Origin of the sequence: Pseudomonas siliginis (assembly GCF_024072275.1) — a bacterium.
Lineage (GTDB): Bacteria > Pseudomonadota > Gammaproteobacteria > Pseudomonadales > Pseudomonadaceae > Aquipseudomonas > Aquipseudomonas siliginis.
Map to the genome: position 1 here is coordinate 1572511 of NZ_CP099598.1, position 16585 is coordinate 1589095.

Genomic DNA, 16585 nt, shown 5'->3' on the forward strand with positions numbered 1-16585 from the left:
GGCTAGGGTGAGGGTCGCAATCCCCCTGACACGCCACAACCCCCCCAAATCTGCGACAATCCGCTCCTGCATAAATAGACGACCGAATTGCCTACCCGATGACCGACGAATCGCCCTCCATCGACAAACTGCTGAAAAACCTCGATCACGCCATGCTCGCCGACCGTCACCGGCTGCGGCGGCAGTTGCTTGAACTGCGCAAGAAACCCGACGAGGCCAAACTGGCCCAGTGGGTGACGCGCATGCAGGCGTCCTGTGATCAGGTACTGGCGCGTCGCGCGAGCCTGCCGGTGATTCGTTACGACGACAGTTTGCCGATCGCGGCCAAGCGCGACGAAATCAAAAAGGCCCTGGAGCAACATCAGGTGCTGATCATCGCTGGCGAAACCGGTTCGGGTAAAACCACCCAGTTGCCGAAAATCTGCCTGGAAATCGGTCGCGGCCAGCACGGTCTGATCGGCCATACCCAGCCGCGTCGGATTGCCGCGCGCAGCGTCGCCAGCCGTGTCGCCGAAGAACTCGGCACGCCACTCGGAGCGCTGGTCGGCTATCAGGTGCGCTTCGAGGATCAGAGCGATGCCAACACCCTGATCAAGCTGATGACCGACGGTATTCTGCTGGCGGAAACCCAGAACGACCGTTATCTGGAACGCTACGACACGATCATCGTCGACGAAGCCCACGAACGCAGCCTCAACATCGATTTCCTCCTCGGTTACCTTAAAACCCTGCTGCCACGCCGTCCCGACCTGAAGGTCATCATCACGTCGGCGACCATCGATCTGGAGCGCTTCTCCAAGCACTTCGATGACGCGCCGATCGTCGAAGTGTCGGGGCGTACTTTCCCGGTGGAAACCTGGTACCGGCCGCTGACGCTTGAGCAGGACGAGGAGGGCAACCGGGTCGAGGATGACCTGACCGTCGATCAGGCGATTCTCGCCACCCTCGACGAAATCGCCGCCTACGAGCGCAGCGAACGGCGCAGCCCCGGCGATGTGCTGGTGTTCCTGCCCGGCGAGCGCGAGATTCGCGATGCTGCCGACATGCTGCGCAAGGCCCAGCTCAAGCACACTGAAATCCTGCCGCTGTACGCGCGCCTGTCGCCGGCTGAACAGCAGCGGATTTTCCAGTCGCACCCGGGCCGCCGTGTAGTGCTGGCGACCAACGTCGCCGAAACCTCGCTGACCGTGCCGGGCATTCGTTACGTGATCGACAGCGGCACCGCGCGCATCAGTCGCTACAGCTATCGGGCCAAGGTGCAGCGCTTGCCGATCGAAGCGATTTCCCAGGCCAGCGCCAATCAGCGTAAAGGTCGCTGCGGGCGGGTCGAGCCGGGTATCTGCGTGCGTTTGTACAGCGAAGAGGATTTCCTCGGCCGCCCGGAATTTACCGATCCGGAAATTCTGCGCACCAACCTCGCCGCCGTTATTTTGCAGATGCTCCATCTGCGCCTCGGCGAAATCACCGCGTTCCCCTTTATCGAACCGCCGGACGGCAAGGCGATCAGCGACGGTTTCAACCTGCTGCAAGAGCTTTCGGCAGTAGATCGCAACAGTCAGCTGACGCCGCTCGGTCGCCAGTTGGCGCGCTTGCCGGTCGACCCGCGCATGGGCCGCATGCTCCTGGAAGCGGCCAGGCTCGGCAGCTTGCAGGAAGTGCTGATCGTCGCCAGCGCCATGTCGATTCAGGACCCGCGCGAACGTCCACCGGAGCGTCAGCAAGCGGCGGATCAGGCCCATGCACAATGGAAGGACCCGGATTCGGACTTCGCCGGGCTGGTCAATCTGTGGCGTGGTTTCGAAGAGCAACGTCAGGCGCTGACCGCCAATCCGCTGCGCAACTGGTGCCGGAAGAATTTCCTCAATTACCTGCGCTTGCGCGAGTGGCGTGATTCTCATCGTCAGTTGAGCCTGATCTGCCGCGACATGCAGCTGAGCCTGAACAAAGAGCCGGCGGATTATCCGAAGCTGCACAAAGCGGTGCTGGTCGGCTTGCTCAGCCAGATTGGCCAGAAAACCGAAGACGGCGATTACCTCGGCGCGCGGCAACGGCGCTTCTGGATTCATCCGTCGTCGGGCATCGGCAAGAAGCGTCCGCAGTGGCTGATGACTGCTGAGCTGGTCGAAACCACCAAACTCTACGCGCGCATGGTCGCCAAGATCGATGCCGACTGGATCGAGCCGCTGGCCGGGCACCTGATCAAGAAGAATCACTTCGAGCCGCATTGGGAGAAGAAGCGCGGTCAGGTCGTAGCCTATGAGCAGATCACCCTGTTCGGCCTGATCGTGGTCGGTCGCCGCCCGGTGCATTACGGCCCGGTCGATCCGGTGGTGTCGCGTGAGCTGTTTATCCGCGAAGGCCTGGTGCGCGGCGAGATTCAGTCGCGGGCCAAGTGCCTGAGCGCCAATCAGAAACTGCTCGAACAGCTCGACGAACTGGAAGCCAAGGCTCGCCGTCGCGACATTCTCGCCGACGAAGAAACCTTGTACGCCTTCTACGATGCACGTCTGCCGGCGGAGATCCACCAGACCGCGACCTTCGACAGTTGGTACAAGGTCAACAGCCAGAAAGACCCGCAGCTGCTGATCATGCGCGAAGAAGACGTGCTGGCCCGCGAGGCCAGTGAAGTCACCGCCCGTGATTACCCGGACACCCTGCACATCGGCGATCTGGAACTGGCGCTGACCTACCATTTCGAACCCAATCACCCGCGCGACGGCGTGACCTTGCGCGTGCCGGCGCCGTTGCTGCCGATGTTGCCGCCGGAGCGTCTGGAATGGCTGGTGCCGGGGCTGATTGAGGCCAAGTGCATTGCTCTGGTGCGCAACCTGCCGAAAGCCCTGCGCAAGAACTTCGTGCCAGTGCCGGACTTCATCAAGGCCGCGTTGCAGCGCATGACTTTCGCCGAAGGTTCGCTGCCGCAAGCGCTCGGTCGCGAGCTGCTGCGCATGACCGGCGCGCGGGTCAGTGATGAGGCGTGGGCGGAAGCGGCGCAGCAGGTTGAAAGCCATCTGCGCATGAACCTGGAAATTGTCGATGGCGAGGGCAAGTTCCTTGGCGAAGGCCGCGATCTGGCTGAGCTGACCGCACGCTTCGCCGAAGCCAGCCAGGCCGCGCTGGCGGTGCCGCAGAGTGCGAAAAGTCAGCAGCCGGTGGAGGCGAAAGTCTTTGCGCCGGTAGCAGAAAAGACCCAGCAGAAGATCGCCGGGCTGTCGATGACGGTGTACCCGGCGCTGGTGGAAGAGGGCGGCGCGGTCAAGGAAGGGCGCTTCTCGACCCCGGCCGAAGCCGAGTTCCAGCATCGTCGGGCCTTGCAGCGTTTGTTGATGCAGCAACTGGCCGAGCCGGCGAAATTCCTCCGGGGCAAGTTGCCGGGGCAGACTGAACTGGGCCTGCTGTATCGCGAACTGGGCCGCGTCGATGCGCTGGTCGAAGACATTCTGCTGGCCAGCCTCGACAGCTGCATTCTCGAAGGTGAAGACCCGTTGCCCCGCGATGGCGCCGGATTGGCGGCATTGGCCGAACGCAAACGCGGCAACTGGACCGAGCACGCCGAGCGCGTCGCGCGGCTGACGCTGGAAATCCTCAAGATCTGGCACGGTCTGCAAAAACGCTTCAAGGGCAAGATCGATCTGGCGCAAGCGGTGGCGTTGAACGACATCAAGCAGCAGATCGGCAATCTGGTTTATCCAGGCTTCGTCCGCGAGACGCCGATGCAGTGGCTCAAGGAGTTGCCGCGTTACCTGAAAGCGGTCGAGCAGCGTTTCGAGAAACTCGGCGCACAGGTGCAGAAGGATCGCGTCTGGAGTGGCGAACTCGCTGGCCTGTGGGCGCAATACCAGACCCGCGCGGCCAAGCATGCGCAGGAAGGCAAGCGTGATCCGCAGCTGGAGTTGTACCGCTGGTGGCTGGAGGAATACCGCGTGTCGTTGTTTGCTCAGCAGTTGGGGACGAAAGTGCCGATCTCCGACAAGCGCCTGAGCAAACAGTGGAGTCAGGTCGAGCCCTGACCTGCAGCCATACACAATCCCCCTGTGAAAGCGGGCTTTGTGGCGAGGGGATTTATCCCCGTTGGGTGGCGAAGCCGCCCCAAAAACTGCAACCTCGGTTCATCAGCTATACCGAGCGTGGTGGGTTGGCGACTGCTTCGCAGTCGAACGGGGATAAATCCCCTCGCCACAGAGTTGAGTTCATATGGTGAATGGCAGTTGTGCTTGAGAACGGCGCCAAAACCTCGGGTTTATGGCAAACTTCGCCACCATAACCCGCCGTTTCGCGACCCAGAGCCTTCGGCCGTGTCGCGCTGCGGAATAAAACGATGCCAGGTTTGCGTCCCCCGGATGGGAATAGACCCTTTGCGTGTTGGTACGACGGTTCCAGCACTTTCTGCCTGAACAGATTAGAGAAACGACCATGCATAACGTCGTCATCAGCGGCACCGGCCTGTACACACCGGCCAACAGCATCTCCAACGAAGAGCTGGTGCAGTCTTTCAATACCTACGTCGCCCAGTTCAACGCCGATAACGCCGAGGCCATTGCCAGCGGTGAAGTCCAGGCCCTGACAGAATCCAGCGCTGCGTTCATCGAAAAAGCCTCTGGCATCAAGAGCCGCTTTGTCATGGACAAGGACGGCATCCTCGATCCGCAACGCATGGCCCCGCGCTTGCCCGAGCGCTCCAACGACGAATGGTCGGTGCTCTGCCAGATGGCCGTTGGCGCAGCCGAGCAAGCCTTGCAGCGAGCCGGCAAAACCGCAGCCGACATCGACGGCGTGATCGTCGCCTGCTCCAACCTGCAACGCGCTTACCCGGCCATCGCCATCGAAGTCCAGGAAGCGTTGGGCATCGAAGGTTTTGGTTTCGACATGAACGTGGCGTGTTCTTCCGCCACCTTCGGCATCCAGGCCGCCGCCAACAGCGTGCAACTGGGCCAGGCGCGGGCGATCCTGATGGTCAACCCGGAGGTCTGCACCGGGCACCTGAACTTCCGTGATCGCGACAGCCATTTCATCTTCGGCGATGCCGCGACTGCGGTGATCATCGAACGCGCGGATCTGGCGACCTCCGCGTACCAGTTCGACGTGGTCAGCACCAAATTGCTGACCAAGTTCTCCAACAACATCCGCAATAACTTCGGCTTCCTCAACCGCGCGGCGGAAGAGGGCATCGGTGCCCGCGACAAGCTGTTCGTGCAGGAAGGCCGCAAGGTGTTCAAGGATGTCTGCCCGATGGTCGCCGAGCTGATTGGCGAGCACCTGGAAGAGAACCAGCTCAACGTTGGCGACGTGAAGCGTTTCTGGCTGCACCAGGCCAACCTGAGTATGAACCACTTGATCGTGCGCAAGCTGCTCGGCCGCGAAGCTACCGAAGAAGAAGCCCCGGTGATTCTCGACAGCTACGCCAACACCAGCTCGGCCGGTTCTGTCATTGCTTTCCATAAATATCAGGATGATCTGGCCTCGGGTTCGCTGGCGGTGCTCAGCTCCTTCGGTGCCGGTTATTCGATCGGTAGCGTGTTGCTGCGCAAGCGCTGAAACAGGTTAATTTCCCCTTAATCGCGTCGATCTTTCCTACATCCGAAGCGATTGAAACGCTGTAATTTTTCGGACGTCGCGGCAGGTGCACACCTGCCGCGTTCATTTTCGAAGTCCGGACAAGGGGATTGATGGATGGCGGCTGACGACACCCAACTGCTCACGCGCCTGCTGGCGGGGGAGCAAAAGGCTTTCAAGGAACTGGTCACCACGTATCAGAGCGCCATGCGCGCTGTGGCTTACGCGATTGTCGGCCAGCGTCATGTCGAGGAAGTGGTGCAGGATGCCTGGCTGTCGGTGGTGCGTCATCTGGCCAGCTTCGAAGGCCGCTCCAGCCTCAAGACCTGGTTGCTGACCATCACCGCCAATTCGGCCAAGAGTCGCTACAAGCTCAATCGCCGGGAGGTCCTGCTCGACGACCTGCCATCGCCCCACGGCACCATCGGTGATGATCGATTTTCCTCGAGCGACGGTCATTGGCTGGTCGCGCCATTTGCCTGGCATCAGGACACCCCCGAAGCGCTACTCACCGAAAACGAACTGCGCGAATGCCTCGAGCACACCTTGCTGAGTCTGTCCGAGTTGCAGAGCAGTGTCCTGCTGTTGCGCGAACGCCAGGGCCTGGAGCTGGAAGAGATCTGTAATCTTCTGGAGATTTCGCTCTCCAATGTCCGCGTGCTGCTGCACCGGGCACGCTTGAAGGTCTTTGCGACCGTGGAACATTTTGAGGAGACAGGAGAATGTTGACCTGCAAGGAGCAAGTGGCACGATCCAGCGATTATCTCGACGGCCAACTGAGCTTTCGCGAGACGCTGATGGTGCGTCATCACCTGTTGTTCTGCCCGAACTGCCGGCGCTTCATGCGGCAGATGCGCGTGATGCAGGCAACCCTGAAGGCGCTGCCGGACAAACCGGACGAGAACGTCGATGCCTTGGCCGAACGCCTGGCCGAGCAACGACGAAAAGACAACCCCCTGTAGGAGCTGTCGAGTGAAACGAGGCTGCGATCTTTTGATCTTGTTTTCAGTATCAAGATCAAAAGATCGCAGCCTTCGGCAGCTCCTAAAGGGGTTTTTGCATCCTGCAGAAATAACCCGGTGCGGGTGAAACGAACGGATGATGGGGATCGTCCCGCCCGCTCCGGAGTGAGGCAGCTTCAAGCTTCAAGCCTCAAGCTGCAAGTAAAGGCATTCACTCGCAGCTCTTGGCTTGTAGCTTGTAGCTTGTAGCTACCGTTTTAGAACTTCGCTTCAGCATCCAGCTGCAGGGTGTTGGCGTCTGCATCGCGCTGGCTGCGGCTGGCGAAGTCGGCCTTGGTCAGGAAGTACGTAGCGCCGACGGCGAAGTTCTTGTCGATGTCGTAACCGACCTTGAACTTGTGCCCGCGCGAACCGGTGGTGCCGTTGGCGAAGTCGGAGTCGGTGAAGGCGCCGACCACGGCGTTGCGCTGCACGTCGCGATAGTTGTAGTCGAGGTTGAAGCCGAAGACTTTCGACTTGGCGCCGAGCAACCATGCGGTGTCCTGATCGGTCACGGCATCGTTGTTCTTCACGTACTGGCCGTAGAACGACAGCGGCATTGGCAGGCCGCCGATGTCGATCTGGCTGAACCCTTCATACAGACGGAATTCGTTGTTCGCCGAGTTGCCGTTGACTGCCAGGGCGCACGGCGTCGAGGTGCCGGTGCAGCGGCTGTCTTCGTCGTTCTGGTAGGCGTAGACGCTGCCGCCGACGGTCATTTTCAGGTTGTCGGTGATGTTGAAGCGGCTGCCCAACTGGCCAGCGGTCAGGCGCAGGTCGTGGCGGAATTGCACGCCGTCGCCGTCAACGTTGTCCTTGAGGTTGTAGTTACCCAGGCTGCCGAACAATTCGGCGCTGCCGCCCAATGGATACTTGTAGGTAATGGCCAGACCTTCCGGGTTGATATCGCTGTCCCAGATCACGTCGCCCATGCTCACCCACGGTTGCAGCATCTTGCCGCCGATCACGTGCAGGTTCTTGATCTGATCAGGGTGATAGTCGATGTAGCCGAGGTCGAGCCAGATCTGCTTCTTGTCGAAGTAGTTGTCCTGATCCTGGTTGGTCGAGCGCGCGTCGTCACCGCCGCCAGTGGCGATGCGGATACCGGTGTCGACTTGCGGGTTGATCTCGGTGTAGGCGCCCAGACGCGCACGGATGCGCTGGCGATCCTTGTCGCGGCCGCCGTTGTTCGGCTCGCCGTCGATCTTGATGGTTTCCTGGCGGATACGTACGTCGCCCTTGAACTGAGTCTTGGCCGCCCAGGCCAGTTTCTGGTCGAACAGGCTCTGTTCGTTGGTCTTCTTCGCGACCGCCGCCACTTGTTCGTTGGTTTCCTGCTGCGCCTGTTGGGCGATTTGCTGAGCCTTCTGATCCTTGGCCAGTTCTGTTTGCAGCTCGATGTACTGCGCCTGGGAAATCGACCCGTTGGCCTTGAGCATGTCGAGCAGTTTGGCGTCGACTGCAGCACTGGCCGGAACGCTCATGGCCAGCAACAAGCCGCCGCACAGGGCCGCTGCAGTTTTCGTGGAAGCAAGACGCATAGCAATCTCCGAAGATGAAGGGGATGGCTGAACCATCCTGGGCACAACCGGCTGAAGGCCGGAAAACTGTGTCCGGGTTAGAACCCGGCGCTCTAAAAACAGGCGCCAGTATCGCGATGGTTTATGACAGAGCGGTGGCACAGTGATGGCAGGTTGATGACGATGCGTATCAGGCGTGAACTATCGAGTTAGAGCGCTGTCGGCCGATTGAGCGTGTGCAACCGGGTCGCGATCAGCGATACTCGCCGGGCTTTGTCGCCAAGCTGTGGAGTGCCAGTGAATGCCGTTGCAACGCCTGCAAGACCTGTCAGAAATCGCCCCGGCAAGCTGGGATGCGCTGGTGCCGGACAACCAGCCGTTCCTGCGTCACGCCTTTCTCAGCGCGCTGGAAGACAGCGGCAGTGTCGGCCCGCATTCGGGCTGGCAGCCCGAACATTTACTGCACATCGAAGATGATCGACTGATCGCCGCACTGCCCAGTTATCGCAAGTGGCACTCCTACGGCGAGTACGTCTTCGATCACGGTTGGGCTGACGCCTGCGCGCGTGCCGGCATTGATTACTACCCCAAACTCCTGACTGCCGTGCCCTTCAGCCCGGTCAGCGGTCCGCGCTTGCTGGCGGCGAAGGTCGAGGACGGTTTCGAACTGCTGAACAGCCTGCCGGGCTATCTGCAGATCGAAGAACTGTCCAGCGCGCACATCAATTTCACCGATCCGTTTACCGATGCGGCGATGGCCGAGCAACCGGGCTGGCTGCAGCGCATCGGCTGTCAATATCACTGGCAGAACCGTGGTTACCGCGACTTTCAGGACTTCCTCGACGCCCTCAGTTCGCGCAAGCGCAAGCAGATGCGCAAGGAACGCGAGCAGGTGGCGGGGCAGGGCTTCGAGTTCGAGTGGTTGGAGGGGCGAGAGCTGGGCGAGGCACAGTGGGATTTTGTTTACGCCTGCTATGCCAACACCTACGCGGTGCGGCGTCAGGCGCCGTATCTGACGCGGGAGTTCTTCAGCCTGCTGGCCGAACGTATGCCCGAAGCGATTCGCGTGGTCTTGGCCAAACAGGGCTCACGGCCGGTGGCGATGGCGTTCAGCCTGGTCGGTGGTGACAGTTTCTACGGGCGTTATTGGGGCTGCCTGGCCGAGTTTGATCGGCTGCATTTCGAGACGTGTTTTTATCAGGGCATGGATTACGCGATTGCCCATGGCATCCAGCGTTTCGATGCCGGGGCGCAGGGCGAGCACAAGTTGATTCGCGGCTTCGAACCGGTGATCACCCATTCCTGGCATTACCTGCGCCATCCGGGGTTGAAGGCAGCGGTAAAAGATTTCCTGCAACAGGAACGCGCCGGCATCCTCGCCTATGCCGAAGAAGCGAAAACCGCCTTGCCCTATCGCCAAGCATAGATCCCTGTGGGAGCGAGCCTGCTCGCGAAAGCGTCGGGTCAGTTGACGAATTTGTCGCTGATCCACCGCATTCGCGAGCAGGCTCGCTCCCACAGTTTTTTCACCGCACCGCCAGGCATCAGTCGATGCCGACAAAGCCTCCGGTCTGGTGTGCCCACAAGCGCGCATACAAGCCGCGATGGGCGAGCAGTTCGGCGTGGGTGCCGCTCTCGGCGATCTTGCCGTTTTCCAGCACCACGAGGCGATCCATGCGCGCGATGGTCGAGAGACGGTGGGCGATGGCGATCACGGTTTTGCCCTGCATCAAGGTCTCGAGGCTTTCCTGGATCGCCGCTTCGACTTCCGAATCCAGTGCAGAGGTGGCTTCGTCCATGATCAGGATCGGCGCGTCCTTGAGCAGCACCCGCGCGATCGCGATGCGCTGGCGCTGACCACCCGACAGTTTCACCCCGCGCTCACCGACATGCGCGTCGAAACCGGTGCGGCCTTCAGCGTCGGACAGCAGTGGAATGAACTCATCGGCGCGAGCCTTGTGCACCGCCTCCCACAGTTCAGCGTCGGTGGCGTCGGGTTTGCCGTAAAGCAAGTTGTCGCGGATCGAGCGGTGCAACAGCGAGGTGTCCTGAGTGATCATGCCGATCCGCGCACGCAGGCTTTCCTGGCCGACTTCGGCAATGTTCTGCCCATCGATCAGGATGCGCCCGCCCTCGACGTCGTACAGGCGCAGCAACAGGTTGACCAAGGTTGATTTGCCGGCGCCGGACGGGCCGATCAAGCCGATTTTCTCCCCCGGTTTTATCGTCAGATTGAGGTCGCCGATGATGCCTTTCTTCTTGCCGTAGTGAAAATCCACGTGCTCGAAACGCACTTCGCCCGAGGCCACGGCCAGCGGTTTGGCCTGCTCGCGGTCGGTGACGCTGACCGGTTGCGAAATGGTGCGCAGACCGTCCTGGACCATGCCGATGTTTTCGAAAATGCCGGTGACCACCCACATGATCCAGCCGGACATGTTGACGATGCGAATCACCAGGCCGGTGGCCAGGGCAATCGCGCCGACGGTGATCAGCGACTGCGTCCACAGCCACAATGCCAGCGCGGTGGTGCCGACGATCAGCAGGCCGTTCATGGTGGTAATCGCCACGTCCATGCTGGTCACCACGCGACCGGCCATCTGCGCTTTGACGGTCTGTTCCTCGATCGCTTCCTTGGCGTAGTGCTGTTCGAAGTTGGTGTGAGCGAACAGTTTCAGCGTGGCGATGTTGGTGTAGCCGTCGACGATACGGCCCATCAATTTCGAGCGCGCGTCAGAGGCTTCCACCGAACGCTCTTTCACGCGCGGCACGAAGTAATACAGCGCGCCGATGTAGGCGACGATCCAGGTCAGCAAAGGGATCATCAGGCGCCAGTCGGCCTCGGCGAACAGCACCAGCGAGCTGATCGCATAGATCACCACGTGCCACAGCGCGTCCACCGCTTGCACGGCGGAATCGCGCAGCGAGTTGCCGGTCTGCATGATGCGCTGGGCGATGCGCCCGGCGAAGTCGTTCTGGAAGAAATTCAGGCTCTGCTTGAGCACGTAACTGTGGTTCTGCCAGCGGATCATGCTGGTCATGCCCGGGCTCAGGGTCTGATGCACCAGCAGGTCGTGCAGGCCGAAGAAAATCGGTCGCAACACCAGGGCGACCACCAGCATCCAGGTCAATTCGAGGGCGTGGTCGCTGAAGAAATTCGGGTTGGGCGTGCCTTGGGCCAGATCGATGATGCGGCTCAGGTAACTGAACAGCGCCACTTCGATCAACGCGGCGAACAGGCCAACCACGAGCAGGGCGGCGAAGCTCGGCCAGACCTGCTTCAGGTAATAGGTATAGAAGGGCCAGACGCGGTCCGGCGGGGACGCCGTCGGGGCGTCGCGGAAGATATCGATCAGTTGTTCGAAACGGCGATAGAGCATCAGATAACCGCCCGGAATCCGGGCTCTCCTTTTATCAGTGCGAGCGGCGCAGGCTCAGCCCCACGCCGCTCGATATGCCCGGCGAAACTCAGTCGATGCGCTTGGCCGACTTGATGATCACAGGGTCGACAGGCACGTTTTGCATGCCGCTTTTGGTGGTGGTCTGCGAGTTGACGATGATGTCCACGACATCCATGCCCTTGACCACTTTGGCGAACACCGCGTAACCGGCGTCACGGCCCGGATCGAGGAATGCGTTGTCGGCAACGTTGATAAAGAACTGGCTGGTCGCCGAGTCAGGAATGGAAGTACGCGCCATCGACAGGGTGCCACGAACGTTGTGCAGGCCATTGCTGGCTTCGTTCTTGATCGGCGCCTTGGTTTCTTTCTGTTGCATCTGCTGGGTGAAGCCGCCGCCCTGAGCCATGAAGCCCGGGATCACGCGGTGGAAAATGGTGTTGTTGTAGAAACCGCTGTCGACGTATTCAAGGAAGTTCTTCGTGCTGATCGGTGCCTTGACCGGGTCCAGTTCGATTTCGATCTGGCCGTTGGTGGTGTCCAGCAGCACGTGGGGCGCCTTGGCCGGGGTAGCAGCCATCAGGTTGGCGGCAAACAGTACGGAGCTGGCGGCGAGGGCGAGTTTTTTCAGCATGGGTCAGTGATCCTGAGAGTGAAGGTCGGCTGTGGCGAGAAAATCCAGCAGCGTGTGATTGAAGCGTTCGGGTTGATCGAGCGGGGTGGCATGGCGCGAGTCGTCAATGACCACCAGCCGCGCATCCGGCAGCAGTTTTACATAGGTTTCTTTTAACGCCACCGGTGTGTAATCACGGTCGGCGCTGATGACGAGCGTTGGACAGGACACCCGGGAAAGTCGTTCCTGAACGCCCCAGCCCACGATCGCATCGAAGCTGGCGAGATAAGCACGTTTGTCGTTTTTTGCCCAGCGTTCGGCCATTTTCCGTCGCAGATCGGCCTGTTCCGGCTTGGGGAAAAGTTTGCTGCCGAGGGCTTTGCCGATGGTTTCCAGGCTGAGCAGGCGCATCAGGCTCCAGCGTTTGAACCACTGCCAGTAGTCGTCGCGGGTGCGCAATTTGACTTGTGGCGCGCTGTTGACGATGGTCAGGCTCTTGAGCACCTGCGGCTGATCGACGGCCAGCTGAAAACCGATCATCCCGCCCATCGACAGCCCGACGTAGTGCACCGGGCCGAGGCGCAGGTGCTCGATCAAGGCCAGCAGGTCGGCGCTGAACCCGGCAATGCTGTAGCGCTCGCGGGGTTTGTCCGAGCGCCCGTGGCCGCGAATGTCCGGGACGATCACCCGGTAGTGCGCGGCCAGCGCCGGGATCTGCATTTCCCAGTCCAGGGTGCTCGAGCCGAGCCCGTGAACCAGCAGCAGCGGCGCACCGTGGCCATATTCCTCGTAGTGCAGGTTGCAACCTTCGTGCTCGAAATACGCCATCGGTGAACTCCGTGTCAGGCTTGTTCAGGTGCGGCGAACGGTGCGTCCAGCGGCAAGGTGTCGAAGGTGCGCAGCAGTTCGATGAGGATCTGCGTGGCCGGGCCCAGGGGTTTGTCCTTGTTCGAATACAGATAGAAGCTCGAATTGCGGCTGCCGCCTCGATCCAACGGTAGCAGCTTGAGCGAACCATCCTTCAATTCGCGGTCGATCATGTGTCGCGGTAGCCAGGCAAAACCCAGGCCGCTGCTGACAAAGGTCGCGGCGGTGGCAAGGCTGCCGACGGTCCAGCGCTGCTCGGCGCCGAGCCAGCCGACATCGCGCGGCTGCTGGCGGCCGGAGTCGCGGATCACCACTTGCATCTGGGTTTCCAGATCCTGAAAGCTCAGCTCGCGGTTGAGCCGATGCAGCGGATGATCAGGGTGGGCAACGGCGACGAACTCGACATCGCTCAACTCCGCACCCAGGTAGCCCGGAATGCTCAGGCCGGTGATCGCCAGGTCCGCCACGCCTTCGAGCAGCACTTCCTCAACGCCCGACAATACTTCTTCGCGCAGACGAACGCGGCAGCCGCGACTCTGCGGCATGAACGCGGTCAGCGCGCGGACGATCCGCGCGCTCGGGTAGGCGGCGTCGACCACCAGCCGCACTTCCGCTTCCCAGCCTTGCTCCATGTGATGGGCGAGGTCTTCGAGTTGGCTGGCCTGTTTGACCAATTGCCGCGAACGGCGCAACAACACGCCGCCGGCCTCGGTGAGCACAGCTTTGCGCCCGTCGATGCGCAGCAACGGCACGCCGAGCTGATCCTGCATGCGGGCGACGGTGTAGCTCACCGACGATTGCGAACGGTGCAGGGCCTCGGCGGCCTGGGCGAATCCGCCGTGGTCGACCACGGCCTGCAACGTTCGCCATTGATCAAGGGTCACGCGGGGCGCTTTCATCAATAGCTCCTCTTGTCCTAAGCTGGCCGTCCCTCATGGAGACTGCCGAATGAAAAAATTCTGTTGTGTGGTGCTGGCGCTGCTGCCGTTGACCGCGTTTGCCTATCCGATCGATGTGCAAAAGGATCTCAACGGCATGAAGATCGACTACGAGACTTACGACACGGACAACGACATCGGCTCGATCCGTGTGGCCAACTACGGTGATGTCGACGCGACCTGCCGTGCGGTGTTCAGCAACGGCCCGGAAGCACCGCGCACGCGCAGCATCGATGTCCCGGCCGGCAAGCATAAAAACGCCACGGCCAAGTTCACCCGCGAGATCATCAAGCTGCGCATCAAACTGACCTGCACCCCGAAATAACGCTAATACCCTGTGGGAGCGAGCCTGCTCGCGAAGACGGAGCGTCATCCAGAGATGATGTGACTGACATTCCGCTTTCGCGAGCAGGCTCGCTCCCACAGGGGATATGGGTTTAGCTTATAAACGAATTTATCGATGGATTACAGCGGATATTTGCGCTTTTTCATCGATTCGACTCTGTTTAACCTTCACTCCATCGACTTACAACATTCTCGGATGGAGGCTACACACCATGTCCCGCGTTCTGATCATCGAAAGCAGTGCCCGCCAGCAAGATTCGGTTTCCCGTCAACTGACCCAGACCTTCATCGCTCAGTGGAAAGCCGCGCACCCTGCCGATCAGATCACCGTGCATGACCTCGCCGCGAACCCGGTGCCGCACCTGGACGCCAACTTGCTGGGCGGCTGGATGAAGCCCACCGAGCAGCGCAACGACAGCGAACAGGCGTCGCTGGACCGCTCCAACCAATTGACTGATGAGCTGCTCGCCGCCGACGTGCTGGTGATGGCTGCACCGATGTACAACTTTGCGATCCCGAGCACGCTCAAGGCCTGGCTTGACCATGTGCTGCGTGCGGGGGTGACCTTCAAGTACACCGAAACCGGCCCGCAAGGTCTGCTCAGCGGCAAGCGCGCCTTTGTCCTGACCGCTCGCGGTGGCGTGTATGCCGGTGGCCCGGCGGATCATCAGGAACCGTACTTGCGGCAGGTGATGGGTTTCATCGGGATCAACGACGTGACCTTTATCCATGCTGAGGGCATGAACCTGGGCGGTGACTTCCAGGAGAAGGGCCTGAATCAGGCCAACGCCAAATTGTCTCAGGTCGCTTGATCGGTTAATCGCCAGATAATCGCCGATTGTTTAAGTGACCTGGCGCAACCCCTTCAAGGTTCCACGCGCATCGAACCTCCCTTTGCACTTTTGCTCCTGAGTGCTGTAGCCCGATTGAACGCTTTAGCGAGATCGGGCTTTTTTTTGTCTGGGTTTTCTTGGCGGCCTTTGGGCCGACCAGGCTCTTGGGGTTTTGGGTGAATATCCGTTACTGCGGTGTTGCGGCTGGCGGTTCCGCTCTTACAGCGGGTCACTTTGGCAAACGCTCCAAAGTAACCAAAGGTCTGTGCCCCAACGTTCGGCCCGCTCGATGGGGCTCGGGGTTCCTTCGCTGCGGGATCGATCCCTCCGCTCAGCCTGCCGACGGGGCGGGTGGATCAAGATCAAGAGCGGTACTCGAGCTTGCGCTCATTGTGTTGAGCGGTGGAGGGCCGGTTTTTGGCTTCTTTGGATTCGATGCGGTATTTCATGTCGGCGTAGCTTGCCCAACCACCTCGGTCAGTCCCCTCTCCCTCCGGGAGAGGGCCAGGGTGAGGGGCTTTTGATTCCGGCGCCGTTTGCTGTTGGAGCCCATCCGAAAAACCGCTATCGTCGCCGCCATTCGATTTTCGAGGCGAGCATGGGCTATCTACTTTTTGTCACGCTGATCCAGGCGTTTTCCTTCAGTCTGATCGGCGAATACCTGGCTGGGCATGTCGACAGTTACTTTGCGGTGCTGGTGCGTGTGTTGCTGGCCGGGCTGGTGTTTATTCCGTTGACGCGCTGGCGTTCGGTGGAGCCGGCGTTCATGCGTGGCATGTTGCTGATCGGCGCGTTGCAGTTCGGGGTGACTTACGTCTGCCTGTACCTGAGCTTCCGTGTGCTGACGGTGCCGGAGGTGTTGCTGTTCACGATTCTCACGCCGCTGCACGTGACGTTGATCGAAGACGCGCTGAACCGCCGCTTCAACCCGTGGGCGTTGATTGCTGCGCTGGTAGCAGTCGGGGGTGCGGCGGTGATTCGCTTCGACAGCATCAGTCCCGACTTCTTCATGGGCTTCCTGCTGCTGCAACTGGCCAACTTCACTTATGCCGCCGGGCAGGTCCTGTACAAGCATCTGGTGGCGAAGCATCCGAGTGACCTGCCGCATTACCGCCGTTTCGGTTATTTCTACCTCGGTGCATTGGCGGTTGTGCTGCCAGCGTTCCTGTTGTTCGGCAAGTCGAACTTCCTGCCGGAAGCGCCGCTGCAATGGGCGGTGTTGCTGTTTCTCGGACTGGTCTCGACTGCATTGGGTCTGTACTGGTGGAACAAGGGCGCGTGCATGGTCAACGGCGGAACACTGGCGGTGATGAACAACCTGCACGTGCCGGTGGGGTTGCTGTTGAATCTGCTGATCTGGAATCAGCATGAGGAACTGGGGCGGTTGTTCCTTGGCGGGGGTGTGATTCTAGCGGCTGTGTGGATCAGTCGGGTGGGCATCCGCAAATCCCCGGCCGCCGCATAACCCCTGTGGGAGCGAGCCTGCTCGCGAAGGCGTTGGGTCAGATAAGTATGGGTCG

The 16585-nt window shown here is 60.7% G+C and carries 13 protein-coding genes; 8 read left to right on the plus strand and 5 right to left on the minus strand.

What is annotated here, in order from left to right; genetic code table 11:
- Positions 1 to 98 precede the first annotated feature (98 nt).
- From hrpA to NF676_RS07520, 4 genes are all read left to right on the plus strand, one after another.
- Positions 99 to 4010: an ATP-dependent RNA helicase HrpA gene (gene hrpA / locus NF676_RS07505; protein ID WP_150636562.1), complete on the plus strand. Its 3912-nt coding sequence runs from the start codon at positions 99 to 101 to the stop codon at positions 4008 to 4010.
- Between the two features lie 403 nt (positions 4011 to 4413).
- The gene (locus NF676_RS07510) at positions 4414 to 5535 is read left to right on the plus strand and encodes a beta-ketoacyl-ACP synthase III (RefSeq protein ID WP_056783622.1); all 1122 of its coding nucleotides are present in this window, start codon (positions 4414 to 4416) and stop codon (positions 5533 to 5535) included.
- A 135-nt stretch (positions 5536 to 5670) separates the two neighbouring features.
- Positions 5671 to 6282, plus strand: coding sequence for an RNA polymerase sigma factor (locus NF676_RS07515; protein WP_041478829.1), 612 nt, complete (start codon positions 5671 to 5673; stop codon positions 6280 to 6282).
- On the plus strand, positions 6276 to 6515 hold the full coding sequence (locus NF676_RS07520; protein ID WP_056783624.1) for an anti-sigma factor family protein: 240 nt from the start codon (positions 6276 to 6278) through the stop codon (positions 6513 to 6515). The genes NF676_RS07515 and NF676_RS07520 overlap by 7 nt, the downstream gene beginning before the upstream one ends.
- 257 nt (positions 6516 to 6772) lie before the next feature.
- On the opposite strand, the gene NF676_RS07525 is transcribed toward NF676_RS07520, so the two are convergent.
- Positions 6773 to 8095 carry a putative porin gene (locus NF676_RS07525; protein WP_252887467.1) on the minus strand — a complete coding sequence of 441 codons (1323 nt, stop codon included), beginning with the start codon at positions 8093 to 8095 and terminating at the stop codon, positions 6773 to 6775.
- Positions 8096 to 8375: 280 nt separating this feature from the next.
- Between NF676_RS07525 and NF676_RS07530 the strand changes: the two genes are divergently transcribed.
- Positions 8376 to 9500 (plus strand): GNAT family N-acetyltransferase, encoded by a 1125-nt coding sequence (locus NF676_RS07530; RefSeq protein WP_252887468.1) that lies wholly within the window; start codon positions 8376 to 8378, stop codon positions 9498 to 9500.
- A gap of 118 nt (positions 9501 to 9618) precedes the next feature.
- Here the strand turns inward: NF676_RS07530 and NF676_RS07535 are convergent, their stop codons facing one another.
- The 4 genes from NF676_RS07535 to NF676_RS07550 form a co-directional block, all read right to left on the minus strand.
- Entirely contained in the window at positions 9619 to 11451 is a 1833-nt protein-coding gene (locus NF676_RS07535) for an ABC transporter ATP-binding protein (protein WP_252887469.1), read from the minus strand.
- An 88-nt stretch (positions 11452 to 11539) separates the two neighbouring features.
- Positions 11540 to 12103: a peptidylprolyl isomerase gene (locus NF676_RS07540; RefSeq protein WP_252887470.1), complete on the minus strand. Its 564-nt coding sequence runs from the start codon at positions 12101 to 12103 to the stop codon at positions 11540 to 11542.
- 3 nt (positions 12104 to 12106) lie between these two features.
- Entirely contained in the window at positions 12107 to 12910 is an 804-nt protein-coding gene (locus NF676_RS07545; protein ID WP_252885531.1) for an alpha/beta fold hydrolase, read from the minus strand.
- 14 nt (positions 12911 to 12924) lie between these two features.
- On the minus strand, positions 12925 to 13848 hold the full coding sequence (locus NF676_RS07550) for a PA3225 family LysR-type transcriptional regulator (protein ID WP_016771199.1): 924 nt from the start codon (positions 13846 to 13848) through the stop codon (positions 12925 to 12927).
- Between the two features lie 49 nt (positions 13849 to 13897).
- Between NF676_RS07550 and NF676_RS07555 the strand changes: the two genes are divergently transcribed.
- The 3 genes from NF676_RS07555 (at position 13898) to NF676_RS07565 (ending at position 16530) form a co-directional block, all read left to right on the plus strand.
- Positions 13898 to 14212 (plus strand): hypothetical protein, encoded by a 315-nt coding sequence (locus NF676_RS07555; RefSeq protein ID WP_016771198.1) that lies wholly within the window; start codon positions 13898 to 13900, stop codon positions 14210 to 14212.
- Positions 14213 to 14444: 232 nt separating this feature from the next.
- Positions 14445 to 15044: an FMN-dependent NADH-azoreductase gene (locus NF676_RS07560; RefSeq protein ID WP_252887471.1), complete on the plus strand. Its 600-nt coding sequence runs from the start codon at positions 14445 to 14447 to the stop codon at positions 15042 to 15044.
- A gap of 619 nt (positions 15045 to 15663) precedes the next feature.
- Positions 15664 to 16530: a carboxylate/amino acid/amine transporter gene (locus NF676_RS07565; protein ID WP_252887472.1), complete on the plus strand. Its 867-nt coding sequence runs from the start codon at positions 15664 to 15666 to the stop codon at positions 16528 to 16530.
- Positions 16531 to 16585: the final 55 nt, after the last annotated feature.

Bases quoted from the DNA above. Each gene is read 5' to 3' on its own strand.
- hrpA (WP_150636562.1), top strand. From the start codon at position 99: ATGACCGACGAATCGCCCTCCATCGACAAACTGCTGAAAAACCTCGAT.
- NF676_RS07510 (WP_056783622.1), top strand. From the start codon at position 4,414: ATGCATAACGTCGTCATCAGCGGCACCGGCCTGTACACACCGGCCAAC.
- NF676_RS07515 (WP_041478829.1), top strand. From the start codon at position 5,671: ATGGCGGCTGACGACACCCAACTGCTCACGCGCCTGCTGGCGGGGGAG.
- NF676_RS07520 (WP_056783624.1), top strand. From the start codon at position 6,276: ATGTTGACCTGCAAGGAGCAAGTGGCACGATCCAGCGATTATCTCGAC.
- NF676_RS07525 (WP_252887467.1), bottom strand. From the start codon at position 8,095: ATGCGTCTTGCTTCCACGAAAACTGCAGCGGCCCTGTGCGGCGGCTTG.
- NF676_RS07530 (WP_252887468.1), top strand. From the start codon at position 8,376: ATGCCGTTGCAACGCCTGCAAGACCTGTCAGAAATCGCCCCGGCAAGC.
- NF676_RS07535 (WP_252887469.1), bottom strand. From the start codon at position 11,451: ATGCTCTATCGCCGTTTCGAACAACTGATCGATATCTTCCGCGACGCC.
- NF676_RS07540 (WP_252887470.1), bottom strand. From the start codon at position 12,103: ATGCTGAAAAAACTCGCCCTCGCCGCCAGCTCCGTACTGTTTGCCGCC.
- NF676_RS07545 (WP_252885531.1), bottom strand. From the start codon at position 12,910: ATGGCGTATTTCGAGCACGAAGGTTGCAACCTGCACTACGAGGAATAT.
- NF676_RS07550 (WP_016771199.1), bottom strand. From the start codon at position 13,848: ATGAAAGCGCCCCGCGTGACCCTTGATCAATGGCGAACGTTGCAGGCC.
- NF676_RS07555 (WP_016771198.1), top strand. From the start codon at position 13,898: ATGAAAAAATTCTGTTGTGTGGTGCTGGCGCTGCTGCCGTTGACCGCG.
- NF676_RS07560 (WP_252887471.1), top strand. From the start codon at position 14,445: ATGTCCCGCGTTCTGATCATCGAAAGCAGTGCCCGCCAGCAAGATTCG.
- NF676_RS07565 (WP_252887472.1), top strand. From the start codon at position 15,664: ATGGGCTATCTACTTTTTGTCACGCTGATCCAGGCGTTTTCCTTCAGT.